Raw genomic sequence first — 22,748 nt, forward strand, 5'->3', positions numbered from 1 at the left:
TTACAGACGGGGCTCGGCTCTTAGGTTTGGAACCATGAGCACCACGACCCAAGTCAGCGTTCCCACTTCTCCTCGAGCCACTTCCCGCCCCCGCACCCTGGAGAGTGTCCATGGTGGCGGCGAGCCGCACTGGGTGGGTGACGGATTCCGCGTCCATACCCTCGTGCCGAGCGGCGGCCTGCGCCAGGAGCGGACCAGTCCGTTCCTGCTGCTCGACTACCATCCGCCCCATGACTACCCCGCGCTGGCGAAGGGCCAGCGGGGCGTCGGCTGGCATCCGCACCGTGGCTTCGAGACGGTGACGCTCGCGTTCGAGGGTCACGTCGCGCACCGCGACAACGTGGGCCACTCTGGCGTCATCGGTCCCGGGGACGTGCAGTGGATGACCGCAGCGTCCGGCATCCTCCACGAGGAGTACCACGAGCACGACTTCTCCCGGCGCGGGGGCACGTTCCACATGCTCCAGCTCTGGGTGAACCTGCCTCGTAAGCACAAGATGTCCGCTCCGGGCTACCAGCCCATCACGACGGAGCAGATTCCGGTGGTCCCCGTTCAAGGAGGCGGGGAGGTCACGGAGCACAGCCGGGTGCGCATCATCGCCGGGAGCTACGGTGACGCGAAGGGTCCCGCCAGGACCTTCACGCCCATCTCCATGCTCGACGTGAAGGTGCGCGCGGGCGAGGACTTCCACCTGTCGCTGCCCTCGAACCACAACGCCCTGGTGCTCGTCGCCAACGGCCGCGTGACGGTGGACGCGGAGAGCATCCGGAGCGGTGAGCTCGCGGTGTTCGCCAACGACGGGGAGACCCTCTCCCTCCGGGCCGAAGAAGACACGCACTTCATCGTCCTCGCGGGCGAGCCCATCCACGAGCCCATCGCCCACACCGGGCCGTTCGTGATGAACAACCACCGGGAGATCATCCAGGCCATCCACGACTTCGAGTCGGGCGCCTTCGGCGGGATTCCTGAGTAACGGGGCGCGCGGCGGCTGACGTCACGCAAGGGGTGCTGGCGCCTCCGGGACACACCGTCCCGGGGGCGTCAACGGCAGGGGCCGCCGGCCTGGTGGCTATCTTGCGCCTCAACACCACGCGGCCTGGGGTGGCCCTCGCGCATGCCCGCGCCCCGAGGGACGTGATCCTCGGGGATGCGGTATGAGCAGGCATGCGCATCGCCGTGACGGGTTCACACCGGGTGGGCAAGTCGACGCTGATTGACTTGCTCGGAGAAGAGCTCGAGGGGTACCGGCTCGCGGAAGAGCCGTACCTCCTCCTTGAGGAAGAGGGTTACGAGTTCGCGTCTCCCCCCTCCCTGGAGGACTTCATCGAACAGCTCCGGTTCTCGGCCGAGCTGCTTCAAGCCGAGAAAGACTCACGCGACATCCTGTTCGACCGCTGCCCTGTCGACTTCCTGGGTTATCTCCAGGCGCATGAGGACGCGGAGGCGTTCGACCTGGAGGAATGGCATCCCCGGGTCCGCTCCGCCATCCAGACGCTCGACCTCATCGTCTTCGTGCCCATCGAGGCACCGGATCGCATCCGGCTCCGGGCCCGTGAAGACATCCACATGAGGACCGCGGTAGACGAGACGGTGTCCAGGGTGCTGCTCGACGACCCGTACGAGCTGGGCGTGGAGGTGCTCACCGTCCACGGCACGGCGGACGCGCGGGTGAAACAGGTCCTTGCACGGGCAATCCGCTGACCGGGAGGCGTTTGACGGACGGCCCGCAGGCTCGGCCCCCCCCGTCCCCTTGCCCCGCTCAGGCAAGGATCCAGACGCGAACCCTTCTCGCGTCTGGATCCCGCCCGTGAATCACGGCGTGTACGCCACTTCGAGCTGCGGGCGCTTGGAGGCGTCCTCGGCCTCGCGTGAATGGTAATAGCTGATGTACCCACTGCTGGAGATGCGCAGGGAGATGCGTCGTTCTGTCGCATCCGACGCCCCCAACGGCGCACCGGAGACGTCCGGCTGGTTGTTGAAGGTCATGCTGTATTCATCCCAGGCATTGTCTTGCACGAGGTGCGTGTAGGTGTTGCCCCAGGTACTCAGTACTGGGAATTCAACTACACGACCAACTGGATCCACCCCCCTCTACGAGCTGCCCTTCACCGGCGGCTTCCCCGACCAATCGGCGACGGACCCGGCGAACACGTATCAGGAAGGCAAGATCGGCCGGAAGGCATCGATCGTTCCGGGCAATCGGATCGGCCTCAACAAGGACCCGCAGCGGACCATCGAGTTCGGCGACAACCCGTCCCTCCCGCGCGATCCGGATCGATTCGACGCAGAGGAAGACTCTCAGCGCGAGTTCCGCCAGCGCTTCATTCCGAGCGGCGTCGCGCGGGAGGTGTTCCTGAACGTGTTCCAGCGACTCGACTCCTTCCAACCGGGTGTGACCAACCTCGAGCAGCGGCTCATGGCGGCCTACAAGGCGGCGATCACCGTCGCGGACACGAATGGTGACGGCATCATCCAGGCAGCCGAGGGCGACATCGACACCTGCAACGCGAAGTGCTTCCCTGCGACGCCGAGCGACGAGTGCACGGACAGTGACAGCTCGTGCCTCTACCTTCCGGCCACGACCTACAACCGCTTCGCGGTGACCCGGGAGATCAACGACGGCTACCTCGCGCCGCGCTTCGCTCCGAGCCAGCGTGGGTGGGTGCTCTCCGGCAACAGGGTCGAAGTCTCCCCGGCAGTGCCGGCCTCCGCAGGCCGCGACAGCGACGACCGCTGACCAGGGAGCCCACCGGCGTGGACCGAGCGCCGCCTCGTCCACGCCGGCCTGGGCACGCGCACGTCTCGCCACCGGTCGCCAGCCTTGGCGTGGATCGCGTGATCCTCGTCAACGCCGCGCGGGTGGAGAAGAGCTACTTCGATTCCAAGGTCATGGCCGACGAATTCGTTCATGAGCTACTGGTCCTCGGGCTCGAGCAGGCGCGCGACAAGGTGCTGCCGGAGATCCTGGTGCGCTCGCGCTTCCGACCATTTATCGAAGACGAGCTCGATGCGCTCTGTTCGGACAGCCCGGTGCGCCTCATCCCCCACCCTCCGGCAAGCACGCCGGTGGAAGCACTCGCTCCCCTCCCAGCGGAAAACGCGGTCTTGGCCATCGGGCCGGAGGGCGGCTGGGTTCCCTTTGAAGTTGAACTCATCCAGGCCCGAGGCTTCACTCCCTTCAGCCTCGGCCCCCGAATCCTGCGAGTCGAAGTCGCCGTGCCCCTGTTGCTGGGACAGCTCGCGCTCCTGATTCACGCCTCGGCTGATGTGGTCGCGTTCCGGAGAGAGCCGAGAAGCTTGAGCACCGCCTGGGGCCGCACCCACGGCCCACGACGAATTCATCCGGGCCGGGAATCAGAGCCGCGCCGCTACTTCGCGGCGCGGCTCAGCATGTCCCAGTAGCTGTGCAGGCCACGGATGTGGTTTCCACCATCGACGGAGATGGTCTCCCCGGTGATCCACGCCGCGTCCTCGCCGCACAGGAAGGAGACCACGCCCGCGACATCCGACGGCATTCCACACGGCTTGCCCAGCGGCGTGCGAGCCAGGAACTCATGACCCATGACCTCGATGAGTCCGACACTCTCCGCCAGCGGTGTCTGGATGGCTCCAGGGGCCACTACATTCACCCGGATTCCATGCCGCCCGAGCTCCGACGCGGCGACCTTCGAGAGGTTCGCCAGTCCCGCCTTCGACGCGCAGTAGTGCGACAACCCATCCGTCACCGCGAGCTGGTTCAGGGAGGAGATGTTGACCACCACGCCGGGCTTCTTGGCCTGCACGAGCGCCCGCGCGAAGGCCTTCATGAACAGGAAGGGCCCCTTCAGGTTGATGGCCATCACCTGGTCGAAGTCCTCGTCCGGCAGGTCGAGCAGCGGCGCCAGCGTGGCGGTCCCCGCGTTGTTCACCAGAATTCCTGGCAGGCCCAGCTCGCGCGTGGCGACCTCGAGACTCCGGGCGACATCCTCCGGCCGGCGGACGTCACCCGTGAAAGGCACGGCGCGCGCATTCCCGTCGAACATGCGGTTGAGGTCCCTGGCGGTCTCCTCCACCTTCGCCTGAGTCCGGCCAAAGACAAGCACGTTGGCCCCATCCCGCATCAGTCGCTCGGCGATTCCCCGCCCGATGCCCTGTGCAGCTCCCGTCACGATGGCACTGTTTGATATGAGATTCACGCTGCCTCCTGGCTGCTGGTGAGTCACGCGGGATGATGGCAGCCAGGAGCTCTTCGTCCATTTCAGGGAAATCGTCCTCGGCTGCCGTGGCAGACACCCGCATCGCCATCGTCAGGGAACACCGCTCACGGCCACGCACGAGACTTTTCCACGAAGAGGGCCGCTCTTGTTGCCCCGTTTCCCGCCAGGGAGAGTCAGCGCGCGCGCCGGTAGTGCATGGCGACCGCGCCGCTGCGGAGCGGCTTCGCCGAGACCAGCTCGAGCCGTCGCGTGCTGGGCAGCCCGCTCTGCTGGTACAGGGTCGGGCCGTGGCCGGCGATCCTGGGGTGGACGAGGAACTTGTACTCGTCGATCAGATCCAGCCGGTCCAGATCGGTCGCGAGCTTGCCGCTACCGAGGAGCACGCCGGCGGGGGTCGCGTCCTTGAGCTTCTGCACGCCCGTGCGCAGGTCGCCAGCGATGTGGTGGCTGTTGGTCCACGGGAAGTCCTTTCGTGTCGACGACGCCACGTACTTCGGCTTGGCCTCCAGCTTGACCGCCCACTCGCGCATCGCCGGCGGCGCCTCCTCGTCGCCGCGGGCGACCGCCGGCCAGTAGCTCTCCATCATCTCGTAGGTGACGCGGCCCCACAGCATCGCCCCGCACTCGTCCATGAGGCGGGTGAAAAAGGCGTGTGTCTCGTCGTCGGCGATTCCTTCCTGGTGGTCAACGCAGCCGTCCAGGGTGACGTTGATGCTGAAGGTCAGGAGTCCCATGCGGCGGGTCTAACACTCCTGGCGATGGAACGGCAGGCCGTCGCAGAACTTGTCGCAGAGGATGTGCGCCAGGAGCGAAGGCGTCGCGAACCTGCGTCAGAACACGCGTCATGACGTGAATGATTCGCATGACGAGCCGCTGGGCCCTGGGAATGCTGCACCTCGCAGTGGGCATCATCACCTGGTTCCACGCGCGCCTACCGAGATAAGCTCCAAGCTCCGGGATGTTGGCCCCTCAATTGCTTGGGGCTGAGGCAGCCCCCGTCTCGACACTGGAAGCCGAGCCCCCATGTGTTCCCGCCCCTTCGTCCCTGCCCTCCCGGCCGCTACCACCTCGTCTGTTCGCTCCAAGGAGGTGGCCCTGTGAGCCGCATCGCGGGATGGGTGTTGCTGGTGCTGGCGCTGGTCGTGTCGTACCGCCCGGCCGAGGCCGCACAGGCGAAGAAGACGCAAGCGCAGAAGACCCGAGTCGCGGTGCTGCGCCCGGAGGGCCGCCAGGCGGATGCGCTGCGCAGGGTGCTGACGCAGGAGTTTGGCAAGAAGGGACGCGGGCGAGAGGTGCTGCCCGCGAAGAAGGTGGATGCCCAGGTGAAGCGCATCCGCGGCGGTCCGAAGACGGATGAGCAGCGGCAGGCGCTGGCAAAGAAGCTCGGCGCGGACGTGCTGATCCTCGCCTCCGTGAAGGGGACGAAGCGCTGGGACGTGGAGGTCCGCGCCTACTCCGGCAAGGACGGCACCCTCCTCGCGGAGGAGCGCTGGGACGTCCGCACCAACCGCGCCTTCCCCGACGTGCGGCGCGAACTCGAGCCCAAGCTGGGCGCGGCCCTGAAGGCGGGCCCGGAGCAGAGCCTCCCGCCTGCCGCCGTCACGCCTCCGACGCCTGTCTCCGAGCCGGAGGTCGCGCCCCCGACCCCCATCGCGGAGGCGCCGCGCCCGGCGGTGGTGAAGCCTCCTCCGCCCACCGTGAAGAAGGAGGAGCCGCTGGTGAAGCCCGAGCCGAAGGCAGCCGGCCTTCGCAACCTGGACGGCCCCATCCTGGAGGCGCTGCTGTCCGGACAGGGGCTGTTCCGCCGCTTCAACTTCTCGGGCAGCAACGCCAACGCGCTGCCCGAATACAGCCTCAACAGCGCCGCGGCGGCGAGCCTCTCGGTGAGCTACTTCCCGATCTCCCACTTCACGGATGGGATGGTGCACAACCTGGGTATCGTGGCGCGGGGCTCACGCGCCCTCGGGCTGTCCACGCGGCTCCCGGATGGCTCCGAGTACGGCACCACCGCGCAGCTCCTGGAGGGAGGCCTGCGCCTCCGCCTGCCGCTGCCGTGGCTGGAGGTCTCGGTGGGCGCGCTATACGGCACCCACTCCTTCGCGGTGGAGCTCCCGCCGGAGAGCACCTTCGCCCTGCCCGACGTGGACTACCGCTTCGCGCACGTGGAGCTGGGCCTGCGCAAGGCACTCACCGAGCGATGGGCCATCGCCGCGCGCGTGGGCTACCAGCACGTGCTGAGCGGCGGCGAGCTGTCCTCGGACGACTACCTCCCGGAGCTGAGCGGCTCCGGACTCGATGGCGAGCTCGCCGTGGAGTTCGCCCTGACGCGCATTTTGGGTCTGCGGCTGGGCGGAGAGCTGCGGAGCTACTCCTTCACCGCCGACGCCGCGGAGGGAGCCCCGGTCTTCGCCGGCGGCGCCAAGGACCTGTACTTCAGCGGTCAGCTCGGCGTGTACCTCAGGCTGTAACACCACCGCATTGAGGGGGTCTATCCCCCACGCATGTGGCGCCTCCTCCTCACTTTCCGCGAGGCCCACACGAAAGATGCAACGCGTATGCACGCGTGACACGAGTTTTTCAGTGTCCGTGTCATCGGGCCATTCGACCGATGCGCGTGCGAGTCGCGGCTACATTGACAGGAACGCATCATCCATCTGATTGGTATGTCTCCCAATGATGGAGGCGCTCGTGCCGAGGATGCGGTCACAACGGTTGTCACGAGAGCCAGCGGAGCGGGGATGGTGGTGGCGCCCGGTGGTGCTCGGGCTGGTCTTGAGCGGGGCTGCTGGCTGCGAAGGAACCATCTCCAACCCGGAGGGCCCCGGTGGAGGGCCCGGCCCCGGTACGCCCCCGCCCACCGCCATCGAGAAGCCAGCCCCGTCCGTGCGAATGGCGCGCCTGACGCACGTGCAGTGGACGAACAGCGTGCAGGAGCTGCTCAGGCTGGACGCACCGCCCACCACGCTGGCGGGCACCTTCCGCGCGGACCCCGCCCAGAGCGGCTTCCTCTTCGACAACGATGCGCGCGCCCTCTCCGTCGACGAGGCCCTCTGGGGCGCCTACCAGCGCGCCGCCGCTGAACTCGCCGGCCAGGTGACGACGGACGCGACGAAGCTCGCGCGCCTTTTGCCTCCGTCGGCCGCCACCGGCGAGGAGCGCGCCCGCGCCTTCGTGGAGTCCTTCGGCCTGCGCGCGCATCGGCGCCCGCTGACGTCCGAAGAGGTGGAGAGCTACCTCGGGCTGTACCGCCAGGGGCCCCAGGCCTACGCGGACATGTCGGCCTTCGAGGGTGGCATCCGGCTGGTGATTGAAGCCTTCCTTCAGTCGCCCCACTTCCTCTACCGCGTGGAGCGCAGCACGCAGGCCGTGCAGGACCGGGTGCCGCTCGACGACTACGAAGTGGCTTCGCGACTGAGCTACGGCCTCTGGAGCGCCATGCCGGACGACGCCCTGTTCGCCGCCGCGAGCGAGGGCACCCTGCACTCCCGCGAGGGCGTCGCCACACAGGCACGGCGCATGCTCCAGGACGCGCGCTCGAACAAGGTGGTGGAGGCCTTCCACCGCACCCTCTTCGACGTGCCCCGCTATGCCGCCATCCGGCCCTCCCTCACGCGCTACCCGCAGGTGTCCGAGCGCCTCGGGGAGTACGCGGCTCAGGAGACGACCCTTTTCGTCCAGGACGTCGTCTTCTCCCGCAAGGGCGGCTACAGCGACCTGCTCACCTCGCCGGCCACCTTCGTCAACGACGAGCTGGCGCGCGTCTACGGGCTGAGTGGCACGTTCACCGCCGACTTCGTCCCCGTGACGCTGGACTCGCGCGAGCGCAAGGGCGTGCTCACCCAGGTGGGCTTCCTGGCCTCGCACGCAACGTCGGTGGACCCGGACCCCATCCACCGCGGCGTCTTCGTGTCCGAGCGCATCATCTGCCGGAAGATTGGCGCGCCGCCGGCCAACATCCCGCCGCTCCCCGCCCCCCAGGGCCGCACCAATCGTGAGGTCGTCGCCTCGCACACCGAAGCGCCAGGGACTGCGTGCGCCAGCTGCCACTCGAACCTCATCAACCCGCTCGGCTTCCCCTTCGAGAACTTCGACGCCATCGGCGGCTACCGCACCACGGACAACGGACATCCGGTGGACGCCAGCGCGTCTCCCAACATCAACGGAGAGACGGTGTCGGTGCGCGACGCGCTCGACCTGGCGGACGCACTCGCGGCCAATGAAGCGGTGCATGCGTGCTACGCGAAGCACTGGGTGGAGTACCTCCACGGGCGCCCGTCCGCCCACGAGGATGTGCCGCTGGTGGAGCGGCTCGGAAAGCTGTCGAAGGCGGGCAACCTGTCCATCGTCGACCTCGTCGTGGAGGTCGTCACCAGCGAGGGCTTCGTGAATCGCCACCCGGGGGAGCTGCCATGAAGCTGAGTCGCCGGATGGTGTTGAAGGGCCTGGGCGGGACGATGCTGAGCCTGCCGTTTCTCGAGGGGCTGATGCCGAGGACCGCCCGCGCGGCGGACTCGGGGGGGCTGCCGTACGCCATCTTCTTCCGGCAGGCCAACGGCGTCGCCTCGGCCCAGACGACGTCGGAGCTCGGCGCAGAGCCGGAGCGCTTCTGGCCGCGCACCCTGGGTGCGCTCACCGCGGAGAGCATGGCCGGGCGGGCCGTGGGCGTGCTCGATGACCACCGCGCGCGCCTGCTGCTGGTGCGCAACGTCAACATGAAGGACTACAACTACGGGGACGGCCACGCCCGCGGCGCCATGCAGGGGCTGACGGCGCAGGGCCCCGTGGTGGAGGGCGCGGGCGGCGGCTCCGAGTCCGCGGGCGAGTCCATCGACCACCGCATCGGCCGCGAGCTCAATCCGCAGCAGCGTGACTCGCTCGTCTTCTACGCGGGCCGGCGTGGCGGCTGGCTCGGGGGGCCCTGCCTCTCCTACCGGAGCAGCAACGTGCGCCGGGCCGCGCTGCATGACCCGTGGAATGCGTACCAGACGATGATTGGCGGCCCGGGAGGACTGACTCCCGAGGCTCGCGAGCAGCTCCTCGTCCGGCAGCGCAGCGTGAACGACCTGGTGAAGGCCCAGCTCCAGGCGCTCCAGCAGCGTCCCGAGCTGAGCGCGTCCGACCATGAGCGCTTGGACCTGCACCTGTCCAACGTCCGGGACCTGGAGGTCGCCCTGAGCTGCCGCATGCGCGCGGACCAGGAGCTCATCCTCCAGCAGCAGTCGCCCGGCTATGACAGCACGGACGGTACCGAGGTGCTCGCCACCGCCAGGCTGCACATGGACATCGCCGTGATGGCGATGGCGTGCGGCACCAACCGCGCGGCCGTCATCCAGGTGGGCAATGGCAACGACGGCGACACGCGCTACCGCAACCCGGACACGGGGCAATTGATGGAGAACTTCCATTACGTGTCCCACCGTCGCTCGTCGCACGACTCCAGCGGCGGCATCATCACGGGTTCGGACCTGCTGCACCACCACGTGGACGTGCAGTTCGCGAGCGCCTTCAAGCACCTCCTGGACCGGTTGGTGGCCTACCAGATGCCGGACGGAAAGCGACTCATCGAGCACGGCGTGGCTGTCTGGTACAACGACCTGGGCAACGGGCCGGCTCACTCGGCGCGCAATGTGCCCTTCGTCCTGGCGGGGAGCTGCAATGGCTTCTTCAAGCAGGGCGTCTACGTCGAGGCGTCGGGCGGCGGCAATCCCAACCACAACCGGATGCTGAACACGATTGGCACCGCCGTGGGGCTGAGGAACGCGGCCGGCGGGAACCTGGACGACTTCGGCGACCCGTCGCTGACCAAGGGCGTGCTCTCCGAGCTCATCGCCTGAGTGGACGATTGCGACCTGCTCCAGTGTCCTGCGCTGGAGCAGGTCGTTCAGGCAGCGTGACCACGCTGTCCGTGGAGTTGGGGCAAGCGCACCGGGACAGAGCACGGCGAAGCGTTACGAATCTTCGGAGGAGCGATTCAGCATCACCTCAGCCCGGACCGCACGCCCGGCCCAGTAGCGTCATGCGGCTGATGCGCTCGTGACGCAGCGACCGGATTCAGGGGAGACATGGCGGACGACGTATAGGCGGGATAGAGGCCCTGTTGAGGGTGAGGGCTGGAGCGGAGGGGCCGAGGAGGGCCGCTGACGGGGCCTCCCGTGCGATGCCCCTGGCCGGTGGACAGGAACCCCTTGGGGTACACGCCTGCCCAGGCCGCGCTCCCATCAGGTGCGTGGCAGGAGCCGCCAGCCTGGTGGCTATCTTGCACCTCAACACCACGCGGCTTGGGGTGGCCCTCGTGCCGGGGCCAACCTCGCACAGGCCGTGGGCAAGCCCAGGTGCTCCAGAACCCGGGGGCCCCCTTCACGTATGCCAGCTGATGCGCGAGCGCTACCGTCTTCCGGCCCCAGCCAGGCGCGCCACGAAGCGGGTCCGCATGGCCGCGTCTGGGGCGCGATCCACCAGGGCTTCGAGGATGCCGACCGTGGGCACCAGGAAGACACCCTTCTGGCGGATGAGCTCCAGGGCCGCGCGGTCCGCGTTGTGGCCATGCTCGATGGAGTCCGCGCCCGCGGCGAGTGCATTGCGGATGCCCTCGGGCGTCATCGCGTGGACGGCCACCTTGCGCTTCGCCTTGTGCACCTCGCCGATGATGACGCGCAGCTCGTCGACGGTGAGCGTGGGCGTGGCCCAGTCCGCGTAGACCTTCAGCAAGTCCACGCCCTGCCCCAATTGCTCACGTGCGGCGCGGCGGGCCTCCTCCACCCCGCTGACGAACTGCGCTCCCGTGGGCAGGTCCTTCACGTCGGGAGAGGTGCCAAACGGGTGGTAGGCGCCCACCGTCGCGATGCCACGGGTGGCCACCAGCATGCGAGGCCCCTCCACGAGCCCCTGGCGGATGGCGTCGCGCAGGGCCACGTCGGCGAAGCCGCTGCCCTCGTTCTCCAGGGGCAAGCCGCTTCACGAAGCCTCCGAAGGGAATCAGGGACGCGGCGCAGCGTAGCGTGCGGCGCGTTCAGGACACGACACACTCTCTCAGAACTCTGAGGGTTCAACGGCCGCGAGCCTCAGATCTTCGAGGAGCCATTCCGCTTCGGATTCGGGTAACACTTCGTGGTGCGACAGGGGCCGGCTGTCTCGTGACTCCATTGGGAGGGGGAACCATGTCCTGGAAGCACCCTGGCTCACTCACGCTGCTCACGCTCTGCCTGGCCGCCTGTGGAAGCCCCACGGGCAACGAGTCTCTCCACGCCGAGGGCGCGGCACTCGACACACCTGACGTGCAGCAGCCCGCAGGAGCGGCCCCGGAGCAGCCCGAGCCCCGCGGGCCGCGCACCCTCGTGGTGCCCAAGCACTACGACACCATCCAGGCCGCCATCGACGCCGCACAGCACGGGGACACGGTGTACGTCGCGCCGGGCGTCTACTCCGAGCACGTCGTCCTCAAGAGCGGCATCCGGCTCATCGGCGCGGGCGCGCCCATCACCCTCTGGGACGGCCTGGGCGAGCCCTTCAACCTCATCGACTACTCCGGCGCCAGCGACGTGGAGATCTCCGGCTTCACCTTCCGGAACGTGGGCTCCGACACGTGGTGCACGATGACGTCCGACCTGGACCGCTGGTGCGGCGGCAACTGGTACGCCTCCGCCATCTTCGCGGACGGCCATGACGCGACGACGTCCGCGCTCGTGACGAACAACATCTTCGAGGGCAACGGCACCGGGGTGCTGCTCTACTTCCACGCGCTCGCGGACGTGCGCCGCAACCTCTTCTGGAGGAATGACTACGCGCTCGCCTTCAACCACCTCCAGGACGCGGCGGTCGTCGAAGAGAACATCTTCTGGAAGAACACCTCGCTCGCCCTCGGCGTGCAGGCGGGCCAGGTCGACATCCGGCGCAACGTCATCGCCGGCTCGGCCGTGGGCCTCAGCCACATGTACATGCAGACGGGGGACATCCGCTGCAACGTCTTCTTCCAGAATGACCAGCACGTCGCGGAGACCCACGCCGTCCCGCCGCGCGTCGTCCTGGGTGAGAACGGCAACGTGGTGCTGGAGCCGCTCTTCAGGGACGCCGACGCGGGCGACTTCCGCCTCCGCCCCGACTCGCCGCTGAAGCTCGCCGACTGCCTGGGTGACGTCGACGTCACCTTCGAGGGCCTGGGGCTCGTGGCCCCCTGAGACGAGGACGCCGCCAGCCCCACCCGGTTGGACTCACGGGGGCGCTGGCGGCGTGCGTGGAACGGAAGCTCCGTTCCGCCTCTCAGCCGTGCGTCGCCGGCCGGGGCTCGTTGGTGCGAGGCGGGTGCGGGCCCGACTCGGCATCCGGCTTCTTCCCCAGCCTCGCTCCCACCCGCGTCTTCATCCGGTCCGCGATGACGTAGAAGGCGGGCACCACCAGCAGGCTGAGCACGGTGGACACGGACAGGCCGCCGAGCACGGCGATGGACATGGGCGCGCGCGTCTCCGCGCCCAGCGCCAGCGCCGCCATCATCGTCGCGGTGGCCAGAACGCTTGAACCGCGTGGCGAATCTCTCGCGCCGGGGCCTCCTCGGCTTACCGGGCCGCCCGCTGCTGGCGCTTCTGCTTCGCGGCCTCGGCCCGGGCCGCCGTCGACACCGCATCCCCTCGCAGCTCAGCGGACACCGTCGGCAACTTCTCCGCCCTGCGGCCGAAGACGTGGCGCTCCAGCGTCGCCATCTTCGCTTCCAGCGACGTCAGGCGCTCCTTGAGTTCCTCCGCCTCCTCGCGCCAGGGGCAGAAGTGCTCTTGAGGTAACTCGCGCGGCACGCAGCCTCAACACGCCGCCGCCGCACCTCGTCCCGGACCAGGCCTGTCAGGTCCCCGTGCGCCCGGGAGGCGTCCAGGCGGGCTGACGCCGCACCTGGGCCAGGTCAATGCCGTCCAGCAGCATCGCCAACTGCGTCGCGTCCAGGTGCACCGTCTGCGCGCCCGCGTCCACCGGCGGCAGCCGGAATCTCCCCGCCTCCAGTCGCTTGTACTGCAGCACGAAGCCGCCTCGGCTCCACGTCAACACTTTGACTCTGTCGCCCTTGCGCGAGACGAAGGCGAAGAGGTGGCCCGAGTAGACGTCCTCGCCCCACGCGGCGCGCACCAGCGCCATGAGGCCGTCTATCGACTTGCGCATGTCCACCAGCCCAGTCGCCAGCACCACGCGCACCGAGGCAGGCAGGGCGAACATTCCTCACCGCCCCAGCGCCGCGACGAGGCGGGCCACGTACTCCACGTCGGTGCCGGAGGCGAATCGCAGGCGCGCACCGCTGGCCAGCTCCACCTCCAGCAGCGCCGTGCTCGGCTGCGACACGCCAGCCACCTCCACCAGCAGCAGGCGCACCGTCTCAGCATGCTCAGTCTGCTGACGTCGCCGCCGATACCCCCACGACTGCAGCGTGCTCAGCCGCACGCCTCGCTGCGCGGAGAATACCTTTTGCGTCAGTCCGCTCGCCTCGAAGGCCTCAGCCCCCCGCCACCATTCCAGCTTCGACATGCACGCCAGGGTCCACGGCGCCGACTCCTCACTCAACGTCTCTCAGCACGTCCTTGGCCGGACGGATACGGATCGACCTGCTGCCAGTAGAGGTGCGGGTCCACTTGGAAACACGCGGAGAGCAGGCTGCTCACGCGCGAGGAGATTGCATTCATACGCCGCTCGCTGGACACCACCGGCCATTCCCTTCGAACTTCCGGCCCATTCCTCCCGTGCGCCTCCCATGCGAAATGCCACCCCTTTGAGGAGGCCGTGTGCCCATGAGAGTCGTCGTCGACCTCACCCGCTGCCAGGGGTATGCGCAGTGCGCCTTCCTTGCGCCGAGCGTGTTCAGGATGCAGAGCGGGGATGCGCTGCTGTACGACTCCAACCCCGACGACGCCCTTCGTGAGCAGATCAAGCGAGCCGCTGCGGCGTGCCCCGTCCAGGCCATCCACATTGGCGGGATGGGCACCCTGGCGGCGATGCAGAAAGAGCCTGCACAGCGACGGAAGCCCAGGGGGCCCGTGCGTCTCACCGACGCGGAAGCGGCGTTCAAGCGCGGTGGCCGCATCGTTATCGTCGGCGCATCCCTGGCCGGGTTGACTGCCGCCCTCATGCTCCGCACCCAAGGCTTTGCTGGGTCGTTGACCCTCATCGGGGATGAGGCCTACGACCCGTACGACCGGCCGCCGCTCTCCAAGCAGGTCCTGACAGGTTGGGTGAGGGCAGACCACACCCTATTGCCTTACAGCGACGAGCTCGATGCGGACTGGCACCTGGGAGTCCGTGCCATGGGACTGGACCTGGCCGGCAGGCAGGTCCTCCTTGCTGATGGGAACAGGGTCCAGTTCGACCGGTTGCTGATTGCGACGGGGGCGCGTGCCCGGCCGTGGCCCAACGACGCGGAGGCGTCGCTGGAGGGCGTAGAGGTGGTGCGCACCCGCGACGATGCGGCCCGGCTGCAGCGCCGTCTGGCCGCCAGACCCGGCCGGGTTCTGGTCATCGGCGGCGGGTTCACCGGCTCGGAGGTCGCCTCCGCGTGCCGCGAGCTGGGTCTGCCGGTGACCGTCACGGAGCGGGGGGCCACTCCACTGGTGGGGGCGCTCGGCGGGGTTGTCGGGGCGGTCGCAGCCGCCTTGCAACGCGACCATGGCGTCGACCTGCGCTGCGGCGTCACCGTCACGCGGCTGGAGGGGGATGCAAACGGGAGGCTGCGGCGCGCCCACTTCTCCGACGGCTCGACACTGAACGTCGACGTGGCCGTGGTCGCGCTAGGGGCGATCCGCAACGTGGAGTGGCTGCGCGGCTCGGGGCTGGCGGTGACTCGATGGGGGGTGGCCTGTGATGCGGCCTGCCACGCGTTCGACATCAACGGCCTGGTGACCGGGAACATCTTCGTCGCCGGGGACGTGGCCCGCTGCCCTCACCCGATTTACGACTACCAGTTCCTGTCCCTCGAGCACTGGGGCAACGCGGTCACCCAGGCTAAAATTGCGGCCCACAACATGCTCAGCCCGGAAGCGGACCGCTGGCCACACCTGGCCATCCCCACCTTCTGGTCCACACAATTCGGCGTCAGCATCAAATCGGTGGGTGTGCCGACCTTCTCGGACGCGCTCGTCATCACCCAGGGCTCACTCGCCGAGCGCCGATTCGTCGCCGTCTACGGCTACAAGGGGCGTGTCACCGCCGCGGTCGCTTTCGACCAGCCCAAATGGCTGGAGTTCTACCAGGGCTTAATCGATGCGGCCGCGCCGTTCCCGCCCGCCTTCCGCACCGTCCATCAGCCCGCTGAGATGCGGCCCGTCCCTCCCGAATTTCCGAAACGGGCCGTGTCCGAGCACGAGGCCACCGTCATGGTCACCGGCCGTGAACCCTACGAGCGGCGGGTCCGGTGGGTGTACCGGCACCTTTGAGCCGAGTGTCGGCAGCCGCGTCACCCCACCCCTCCAACGGACTCAAGGAGACCGCTTCATGGCACAGGCCAGCATCTTCGAGCAGATCCTCGACCCGGCCAACCGGGCCAACCCCTACCCGCTCTACGCCGAGTTGCGGAAGACTCCCGTGGCGCGCGAGGCCGACGGCACGTACATCGTCAGCACCTACGATGAGATTGTCGCGTTGCTCCACGACCCACGGGTCAGCTCCGACATACGCAACCTCGTCCGGCAGGCCGGTGCCACGCCCTCCCCCCAGGAGGGCCCTCCAGGGCTGCCAGAGCCCTTCATCCGGCGCGACCCTCCCGACCACGACCGGCTCCGGAAGCTGGCGATGAGGCCCTTCGGGCCGCCGCACACCCCCAGACGCATTGATGCCCTTCGGCCCTGGCTGGTCGAGACCACCACGGGCCTGCTTGACGCGCTCGCGGGCAAGAACCAGGTCGATATCGTCGGCGACGTGGCCTACCCATTCCCTGTGACTGTCATCTGCAAGCTGCTGGGAGTCCCTCGTGAGGACGAAGCGCGCTTTCACGAGTTGGCCGACGCGGGCATCGAGACCCTTGACCCCACCACAGGGACGCTCGAGCAGCGAAAGGCCAAGCGCGACCGGACGAACGCGGAGTTGGGGCAGTACCTCGCTGCGCTCGCCGATGCCCACCTGCGCCAGCCCGGCGGCGACCTGCTCTCCGGGTTCCTGACGGATAACGGCCCCGACGGGCGGATGTCGCGGGAAGAGGTGTTGAGCACCGCCGCGTTGCTGCTCGTCGCTGGCCATGAGACCACCGTCAACCTCATCGCCAATGGCATGCTCACCCTGCTGCGCCACCCCGGCGTGTTCGAGCGGCTGCGCCGTGAGCCCGAGCTGAGCATCCCGCTGGTCGAGGAGCTGCTGCGCTATGAACCACCGGTGCAGTTCCTGCCTGACCGCGTCACTCTGGCCGACATCGACATTGCCGGCACCACCATTCCCCAGGGCTCGCCGCTCGTGCTGATGCTCGCTGCGGGCAGCCGCGACCCAGAGCGCTTCGACGACCCCGACCGCTTCATGCCCGACCGGCCCAACAACTCGCACCTGGGCTTCGGCAGTGGCATTCACTACTGCTTTGGTGCACCGCTTGCCCGGTTGGAGGCACAGATTGCCTTGACCGAACTCGCCTGCCGCCTTGAGCACCCCAGGCTCGTTGCCGACCCGCCCCCCTACCGGCCCAACCCGACCTTGCGAGGTCCCCTCCACCTCCTCGTCGAGGTCGACGGCATCCGGGCGGCGGGCGTGCGATAGCGTCTGCCCCGGCTCACTGACCAAAGGCGACGGGCTTCGCCATGTTGCACGTATGTCGCAGGAACGTGCGGAATGGGCTGGAACAGGACGAGACGGGACGCGGCGGGATACCGACTCCTAAGCATTCCGGGCGGTTACGAGGTAAGGGCGCGATTCTGCTAGAGGTTTCGCACCGCCCGGCGCGGGTTCGATTCCCGCCGCCTCCAACTCTCACCGGCGGAGGCTGGTTGCTAACAGGCTCCGGCATGAAAATCTGCGCTGCCTCCGCTCAATATCTTGCCAGCCAGGGCACGCTTGAAGAGCCGTGGACGGCCGAGCAGGTGCGCCCCTGCGTCCTTCATTCACATCAACATCGCGTGGTCAAGTCCCGAATCGTGTGTAGTTGGTCCGGAGGGGGTTCGGGGGAGGAAGGCTCCTTGGCGGGGTTAAGCAGCGGTGGTGTCTGGAGTTGAATTCAGCAGAGTCATGTCGAGATAGCGGCGGTCGTCCCAGATGCCGGTGACTTCAAGTGCGACGGCGATGATGAGGCGCAGCGCACTGGCGCGGTCCGGGAAGGCTCCGACGGAGCGGATGCGGCGTTTCACCTCGCCGTGGAGACGCTCCAGGCCGTTGGTGCTGCGAAGCCGTTTCCAGTGGGCCTTGGGGAAGGCGAAGAAGCAGGTGGCGGCAGCGAAGCCCTCGCGCAGGCAGTCCATGGCCTCGGGGACCTGGCGGCCCAGGCCGGCCTGGAGCGCCTCCAGTCGCTTCCTGGCGTCCTTGAGGTGGGGGGCCTCGAAAATGGCCGACGTCTCCTTGCCCAGCCGTCCACGAAGCCGCCAAGGGGCCTTGGCGAGGACATTCCGGGTGAGGTGCACCGTGCAGCGCTGCAGCTGTGCCTCGGGCAGCGCCTGTCGGGCCGCGGCGGCCAGCCCCGCATGTCCGTCGGCGATGACAAGCCGCACGCCCCTCAGCCCGCGCTCAAGCAACTGGCGAAGCAGCTCCAACCACGAGTCCTGCGACTCGCTGCCCCCCAGCGTCACGGCCAACAGGTGCCGGTGCCCATCCTCGCCCACTCCGTTGGCCACCAGGGCCGAGACGTTCTGCACCGTGCGTGCCCACCTGGCGTCCAGGAAGGTGGCGTCCAGGTAGAGGTAGGGGAAGGACTGGGTGAGGGGCTGGGTGCGCAATCCCTCCACCTTCTCTTCCAGCGTCCGTGTCACCCGGCTCACCGTCGAGCGCGAGACGGCCTCCCCCATGAGGGCCCGCGTCACCTTGCCCATCTTCCTCGTGGAGACGCCCTGCACGTACGCGCTGGTAATCGCCTCGTCGAGCTCCCCGCTGCGACGCTTGTAGCGGCCCAGCACTTCCCCCGCGCTACCACTGTGCCGGGTGCGTGGCACTGCCACGTCCACGGCCCCCGCCGTCGTCACCAGCGTGCGCAGGTAGCTGCCATTGCGCACGTCCACCCCGCCCACCATCCGCTGCCACCAGCCAGCCCCTACCAGTTCCCGTACCTCTTCCTCCAGCAGCGCCTCCAGCGTCATCCGGATGGCTCCGCGGAACAGCGCCCGCAGGTCGGTCTGCACCTCTTCGTGCGCGGGAGACTCAAACTCGCTAACGTCCACGTCGGGGAACTCCTCGGCTCCCCTGCCAGGGGGAGACCGTCTCGGTTGGTTTCACCGAGGAGCTTCCCTCTTCTCCGCTCGTCCCTCCTCGCCATCTACACACCTATAGGGACACGACCCCGAGCCGAGCCTCGGGCGTGTCACAGGCGACGTACTTCGCCTCCGGCGCGGGATAAGGGCTGACGGAGTACAGGAAGTCGATGGTCGTGGTGGGCGCCGGCGCGGCCCCCGCCTTCAGGAGAAACAGCACAGCGGCTGTCGACAACGCGGTCATGTTGAGAATCCCCCTCTGGGTAAATCAAGACCTCAGAAGGCAGACCATAGTGGCGCGGAGAATAGAAAAGCCAGGATGCAACAGGGGTGCGCCACCGTCGGACGCACTTGGACTGAACCGCACAGCGGAAAAGTTACGCTTCAGTTCCAGCGACTGGGGCTTATCCGCCCCGTACCCTGCGAGCCCACGGCCTCGTCAAACGGGGTGCCCGATTTCCAGGTAACAAATCAGCGGAAGGCCGTCAGAGGGGCAGACAGAAGGTTCTATGCCCCCATCCGACATTTCTCTGCCCTGCGCATTCAACCCGATGGATGAGCAGCCATCCGAAAGCAGGGCCACCGAGCTGGAGGCTCGCATCCCTGAGGCACCTGTTCCTATGCTGGAACGCCATTCGCGGCGGCAGGAGGGACGCCCACATTCGATGAGCACCATGAGAAGTGGGCAGAGCGCGGGTGACCTCGCGGAACAGCACCGGAAGTGGCTTCGCATCCACGCCAAGAAGTTATGTGGGAATCCGCACGACGCAGAGGACCTTGTCCAGGAGACCTGCGCTCGCTTCATCAAGCAGTACAGGGATGGGCGGCCTCTTCCAGATCGCGAAGCCAGTGGACGGATCCTGACGCGAACGCTCGTCAATGCGTTCAAGGACCAGCTCCGTCGGAACCGGGTCCGCGAACGGAATGCGTTGGACCCGCTCTTGCCGGAGCGCAGCCACTCCGTATCGGACGCCGAGCCTCCTCTCCTGTCAGAGGCAATCACCATCGAGGCGGTCACCGAGGCCCTCCAGGCATTGAGTCCGAAGATGCAGAAAACCTACAAGCTCATGGCCGAAGGCAAGCCCTACAAGGAGATTGCCAACGACTGCGGCATTCCGGTCAGCACCGTGGGCAAGCGACTGCATGACATTCGTTTGAAGCTGCGCAAGGCGCTCTCCTCGAGGGGAAACTAATGGCCCTCCCTTGTGACAATGTCGAACTGTTCGTCGACGGAGAACTCCCTCCCGACGCGGCCGAGTCCTTCCGCCAGCACCTGCCGGATTGCGAGCAGTGTCAGCACGAACTCTCCACCCTGATGGAGCTCAAGTACCTGGGCAACGAAGCGCTCAATGCGCTCGGGGCCCATTCCGACGATGCGGATGCTCAGCGGACGTTCACACCGCCACCGTTCTGGGTGCGGCCTGGCGTGAGAATGGCGGCATCCTTCGCCGCGGGCATCCTGGTCATGGTGGCTGTCGTACAGCTCCTCCCCCGAGATACCCCACAGCCATCCCCAACGCAGTTCGTGCAAGGGCACGAGCGCAAACTGGAAGCCCGGTTGCCGCTGGCCGCCGCTGACATCCATCGGCCGCGTGCTCGCGTCAACAGGACCATGTCCGGCGGCACCAGCGGTCCTCTGGCCGGACTTCAGGGCCAGCTCAACGCGCTGGCGGCTCCCACGCAGACGCAGGAAGGGACCGCCCTTCTCATTGCCCAGAACGACGAGGCGCTCGCGAAGATTGCCCTCGGAATGCTGGAGGGCCTCGCCCCCTCAGCAGAGCGGGAGGTGAGCAGGTCCGCGGCGCTACTGGTGCTTCGCCAGTATGACCAAGCGCTTCAGGCAGCCGATGCAGCCCTGTCCCTGAATCCCCGAATGCCTCAGGCACTATGGAACCGGGCCCTGGCCTTGCGCGAACTGCAACATGCGAGAGTGGCCGCACAAGCCTTCCGCGACGTGGTGGAACTCGGGGAGCCTGGCTGGGCCGAAGAGGCCGCGAACAACGCGGCGGAACTGGAGACCTCGGTCCAAAGAGGCGACGCGCATTCGCGTGTACTCAAGGCATCGGGAATGGCGCTGCTCGACGGACCGCCCCAGAACCTTCCGGAAGACTTCATCCAGGCCCCAAGCGCGCGTATCTACTTCTACGACGCGGTACGGGCAGCCTCCACTCCGGAACGAGTCCTGACCTTGCTGGGGCTAGCGGCGAAACTGGATGCCAGGGCAGGCAGGGGAAGCATCCTCCAGGACTACGTGCACCGGGTAGCGACAACCGACTTCTCCCGGCGGGCGCCGCTGGCCCAAGACTATGCCCAGCTCGCCAAGGCCTACGGAGAACTCTCCACTCCTTCCCCATCGAATCCAGCACCACGCGCCGCGCTTTCGAAACAGTGGCAAGCGGATTTCTTGAGCAGACTCCGTTCCGCGCAGGAGCCCGATATTTTACTCGGCGCGCTGGTCCTCCTGGGCAGAACCCAGGAGGATTACGCGCTTTTCGAACGCGCCGCCGCCGAGGATCCCTGGTTTGAACTCCTGCTCGCGCAGAGGCGCGCGGCGGACATGGCCCAGCAAACTGGTGGCGAAGCCATCCGGACGCTGCTCGATGCCTATCGACGCGGCTGCCAGACGGCGGGCCTGGAGTACCGCTGCATCCAGCTCGACATCGAGCTTTCAGGCCTCTATCTGCAGCGCCATCAACTCGCCGAGGCGCTCCACCATGCCGGACGCGGCTGGAGGAATGCACGCTCCGGTGGCGAAGGGGAGTTGGAACGCGCCAATCTGTGGCAACTCGCCCAGGCCGCGAAGTTCGCGAACGACTCGGCGCACCTGGCACGCGCCCGCTTCATGGAGTTTCTGGCGTTTGGCCCAACGGACCTTGAAGTCCACCGCGCCGTGAACCAACACCTCGCGGACATCGAGTGGAACAAGCTGAACATCGATGGAGCACGCCGGTCCATTGACACCGCGCTGGCCACGGGACGCCCCCTCCCCGGCAGCGGGGCATTCACCCTGTCGGACCTGGCTCGGCTCAAGCGCCACCCTGAAGACGAGGCACACCTGCTGCGGGCGAGAGACTCGGCCACGAAGCCCGATGAACGGCTTCTGGCAGACCATGCACTCGGCCGGTTCTTCATCGAAAGCGATGTCGCGCGAGGCCGCCGCATGCTGGAGGACCTCATCACGTCCGTGGCGAACGCGACGGTGGACACCCCCACGGCGCGGCGCGTGCGGACATACAACTTCACGTCCTTGATGTTTGAGGCAGGAAAGCGGGGCGCGTACAACGAGGTACTCGACCTGGCCAGGCGGGAGCGGGGCGCGGCCTTGCCGGACCGGTGCCTCCTGCTGGCGACCGTGGACTCGGAACGTACGCTGCTCCTGGTCCGAGGAGCGGATGGGAGCCTCCTGGGCGACTACGACGATTCACGACGCAGCCAACTGGGCGCGCAGCTCGGTGGGCTGGTGAAGAAAGAGTCGCTCCTGGCGCCGCTGCGCGCCTGTGAGCAGGTGGAAGCACTCGCACGGCCTCCCTTGCATGGACGCGCGGGGTTGCTCCCTCCCGAGTTCGCGTGGAGTTACCTGACGCGGCGCTCCGCGGAACGAGTGGCTTCGAAGCCGTCCATCAAGCGCCACCTGGTCGTCTCGGACGTCGCGGTCGCCGATCCCAATGCTCCGCGGCTCAACCCCTGGCTCACGGACGTTGGACCGGACGAAGAGCCCGTGCTCCTCAAGGGGAACCAAGCGACTCCCAGCCGGGTGCTCAGCGCCATGGAACACGCCTCGGAAATCGACCTGGTGACCCACGGCGATATCAACAGCGTCATCAGCAGCCCCTATCTCCTGATGGCACCCGAGTTGGGGGGCTCGGAGCTGACGATGTCCCTGGTCCGAAGCATCCGGCTGAGAGGAGCTCCCTTCGTGGTGTTGGCCGCGTGTCGGGCCGCGCATACGACATATGCCGTCCACGAACCACTCAGCTTCCCGGCTGCGCTCTTCGACCAGGGAGCCCGGGGCGTGCTCGCCGCGACCACGGACATCCTGGATGTGGATGCCAATGAGTTCTTCAACAACGTCCGCGCGCGCATGCGCAACGGGACGGCCCCCGCCATTGCACTCCGAGACGAGCGGCAGGCGTGGCTGTCGAAGGACAGAGGCACGAGCTGGTTGGAAAGTGTCTTGTTGTTCGAGTGAGTTCACCGCTTCCGGCCCCAGGTAATA

At 67.6% G+C, this 22,748-nt stretch carries 21 protein-coding genes and 2 pseudogenes; 12 read left to right on the forward strand and 11 right to left on the reverse strand.

Going from position 1 to position 22,748, the window contains the following annotated elements; translation table 11 throughout:
- The first annotated feature begins 34 nt into the window (after positions 1 to 34).
- Complete coding sequence (locus F8M74_RS27695) at positions 35 to 973, forward strand: pirin family protein (protein ID WP_141258396.1); 939 nt, start codon at positions 35 to 37, stop codon at positions 971 to 973.
- A gap of 191 nt (positions 974 to 1,164) precedes the next feature.
- On the forward strand, positions 1,165 to 1,701 hold the full coding sequence (locus F8M74_RS27700; RefSeq protein WP_141258394.1) for an AAA family ATPase: 537 nt from the start codon (positions 1,165 to 1,167) through the stop codon (positions 1,699 to 1,701).
- Positions 1,702 to 1,812: 111 nt separating this feature from the next.
- Here F8M74_RS27700 and F8M74_RS27705 read toward each other — a convergent pair whose 3' ends face one another.
- Entirely contained in the window at positions 1,813 to 1,986 is a 174-nt protein-coding gene (locus F8M74_RS27705; protein ID WP_153881058.1) for a hypothetical protein, read from the reverse strand.
- 43 nt (positions 1,987 to 2,029) lie between these two features.
- Between F8M74_RS27705 and F8M74_RS27710 the strand changes: the two genes are divergently transcribed.
- Together F8M74_RS27710 and F8M74_RS27715 are read left to right on the forward strand one after the other, a co-directional pair.
- Positions 2,030 to 2,737: a hypothetical protein gene (locus F8M74_RS27710; RefSeq protein ID WP_228560771.1), complete on the forward strand. Its 708-nt coding sequence runs from the start codon at positions 2,030 to 2,032 to the stop codon at positions 2,735 to 2,737.
- Between the two features lie 17 nt (positions 2,738 to 2,754).
- Positions 2,755 to 3,402 (forward strand): RsmE family RNA methyltransferase, encoded by a 648-nt coding sequence (locus F8M74_RS27715; RefSeq protein ID WP_228560769.1) that lies wholly within the window; start codon positions 2,755 to 2,757, stop codon positions 3,400 to 3,402.
- On the opposite strand, the gene F8M74_RS27720 is transcribed toward F8M74_RS27715, so the two are convergent.
- The 3 genes and pseudogenes from F8M74_RS27720 to F8M74_RS38695 all read right to left on the reverse strand — a co-directional run.
- Entirely contained in the window at positions 3,369 to 4,148 is a 780-nt protein-coding gene (locus F8M74_RS27720; protein ID WP_228560767.1) for an SDR family NAD(P)-dependent oxidoreductase, read from the reverse strand. The genes F8M74_RS27715 and F8M74_RS27720 overlap by 34 nt on opposite strands.
- Before the next feature lie 221 nt (positions 4,149 to 4,369).
- Positions 4,370 to 4,930 (reverse strand): dihydrofolate reductase family protein, encoded by a 561-nt coding sequence (locus F8M74_RS27725; protein WP_141259112.1) that lies wholly within the window; start codon positions 4,928 to 4,930, stop codon positions 4,370 to 4,372.
- Positions 4,931 to 4,939: 9 nt separating this feature from the next.
- Positions 4,940 to 5,011, reverse strand: a pseudogene (locus F8M74_RS38695) (hypothetical protein); the annotation flags it as partial.
- A gap of 282 nt (positions 5,012 to 5,293) precedes the next feature.
- Between F8M74_RS38695 and F8M74_RS27735 the strand changes: the two are divergent.
- The 3 genes from F8M74_RS27735 (at position 5,294) to F8M74_RS27745 (ending at position 10,030) form a co-directional block, all read left to right on the forward strand.
- Entirely contained in the window at positions 5,294 to 6,664 is a 1,371-nt protein-coding gene (locus F8M74_RS27735) for a hypothetical protein (RefSeq protein WP_141259170.1), read from the forward strand.
- A gap of 229 nt (positions 6,665 to 6,893) precedes the next feature.
- On the forward strand, positions 6,894 to 8,609 hold the full coding sequence (locus F8M74_RS27740; protein WP_228565839.1) for a DUF1592 domain-containing protein: 1,716 nt from the start codon (positions 6,894 to 6,896) through the stop codon (positions 8,607 to 8,609).
- On the forward strand, positions 8,606 to 10,030 hold the full coding sequence (locus tag F8M74_RS27745; protein ID WP_141257647.1) for a DUF1552 domain-containing protein: 1,425 nt from the start codon (positions 8,606 to 8,608) through the stop codon (positions 10,028 to 10,030). The genes F8M74_RS27740 and F8M74_RS27745 overlap by 4 nt, the downstream gene beginning before the upstream one ends.
- Before the next feature lie 550 nt (positions 10,031 to 10,580).
- Here the strand turns inward: F8M74_RS27745 and F8M74_RS27750 are convergent.
- The gene (locus F8M74_RS27750; protein ID WP_141257649.1) at positions 10,581 to 11,144 is read right to left on the reverse strand and encodes an amidohydrolase family protein; all 564 of its coding nucleotides are present in this window, start codon (positions 11,142 to 11,144) and stop codon (positions 10,581 to 10,583) included.
- 209 nt (positions 11,145 to 11,353) lie between these two features.
- Here F8M74_RS27750 and F8M74_RS27755 point away from each other — a divergent pair, with 209 nt between their 5' ends.
- Positions 11,354 to 12,370, forward strand: a complete 1,017-nt coding sequence (locus F8M74_RS27755; protein WP_141257650.1) for a nitrous oxide reductase family maturation protein NosD — start codon at positions 11,354 to 11,356, stop codon at positions 12,368 to 12,370.
- 82 nt (positions 12,371 to 12,452) lie between these two features.
- Here F8M74_RS27755 and F8M74_RS27760 read toward each other — a convergent pair.
- The 4 genes and pseudogenes from F8M74_RS27760 to F8M74_RS27775 form a co-directional block, all read right to left on the reverse strand.
- Positions 12,453 to 12,701, reverse strand: a pseudogene (locus F8M74_RS27760) (efflux RND transporter permease subunit); the annotation flags it as partial.
- Between the two features lie 44 nt (positions 12,702 to 12,745).
- Positions 12,746 to 12,979: a hypothetical protein gene (locus F8M74_RS27765; protein ID WP_141257651.1), complete on the reverse strand. Its 234-nt coding sequence runs from the start codon at positions 12,977 to 12,979 to the stop codon at positions 12,746 to 12,748.
- Between the two features lie 46 nt (positions 12,980 to 13,025).
- On the reverse strand, positions 13,026 to 13,391 hold the full coding sequence (tnpB, locus tag F8M74_RS27770) for an IS66 family insertion sequence element accessory protein TnpB (RefSeq protein ID WP_141257652.1): 366 nt from the start codon (positions 13,389 to 13,391) through the stop codon (positions 13,026 to 13,028).
- Between the two features lie 3 nt (positions 13,392 to 13,394).
- Positions 13,395 to 13,697, reverse strand: coding sequence for an IS66 family insertion sequence element accessory protein TnpB (locus tag F8M74_RS27775; RefSeq protein ID WP_162295141.1), 303 nt, complete (start codon positions 13,695 to 13,697; stop codon positions 13,395 to 13,397).
- A gap of 260 nt (positions 13,698 to 13,957) precedes the next feature.
- On the opposite strand from F8M74_RS27775, the gene F8M74_RS27780 reads away from it, so the two are divergent.
- Together F8M74_RS27780 and F8M74_RS27785 are read left to right on the forward strand one after the other, a co-directional pair.
- The gene (locus F8M74_RS27780) at positions 13,958 to 15,595 is read left to right on the forward strand and encodes an FAD-dependent oxidoreductase (RefSeq protein WP_141257654.1); all 1,638 of its coding nucleotides are present in this window, start codon (positions 13,958 to 13,960) and stop codon (positions 15,593 to 15,595) included.
- A 58-nt stretch (positions 15,596 to 15,653) separates the two neighbouring features.
- The gene (locus F8M74_RS27785) at positions 15,654 to 16,898 is read left to right on the forward strand and encodes a cytochrome P450 (protein ID WP_141257655.1); all 1,245 of its coding nucleotides are present in this window, start codon (positions 15,654 to 15,656) and stop codon (positions 16,896 to 16,898) included.
- Positions 16,899 to 17,323: 425 nt separating this feature from the next.
- Here the strand turns inward: F8M74_RS27785 and F8M74_RS27790 are convergent, their stop codons facing one another.
- Complete coding sequence (locus F8M74_RS27790; protein ID WP_141257656.1) at positions 17,324 to 18,502, reverse strand: IS256 family transposase; 1,179 nt, start codon at positions 18,500 to 18,502, stop codon at positions 17,324 to 17,326.
- A 103-nt stretch (positions 18,503 to 18,605) separates the two neighbouring features.
- Entirely contained in the window at positions 18,606 to 18,776 is a 171-nt protein-coding gene (locus F8M74_RS27795; RefSeq protein WP_153881057.1) for a hypothetical protein, read from the reverse strand.
- A 421-nt stretch (positions 18,777 to 19,197) separates the two neighbouring features.
- Between F8M74_RS27795 and F8M74_RS27800 the strand changes: the two genes are divergently transcribed.
- Positions 19,198 to 19,725, forward strand: a complete 528-nt coding sequence (locus tag F8M74_RS27800; protein ID WP_162295123.1) for an RNA polymerase sigma factor — start codon at positions 19,198 to 19,200, stop codon at positions 19,723 to 19,725.
- Positions 19,725 to 22,721 (forward strand): CHAT domain-containing protein, encoded by a 2,997-nt coding sequence (locus F8M74_RS27805; protein WP_141257666.1) that lies wholly within the window; start codon positions 19,725 to 19,727, stop codon positions 22,719 to 22,721. The genes F8M74_RS27800 and F8M74_RS27805 overlap by 1 nt, the downstream gene beginning before the upstream one ends.
- The last annotated feature ends 27 nt before the right edge of the window (positions 22,722 to 22,748 follow it).

The organism is Myxococcus sp. CA023 (assembly GCF_010998615.1).
In the GTDB taxonomy this organism is placed as follows: domain Bacteria; phylum Myxococcota; class Myxococcia; order Myxococcales; family Myxococcaceae; genus Myxococcus.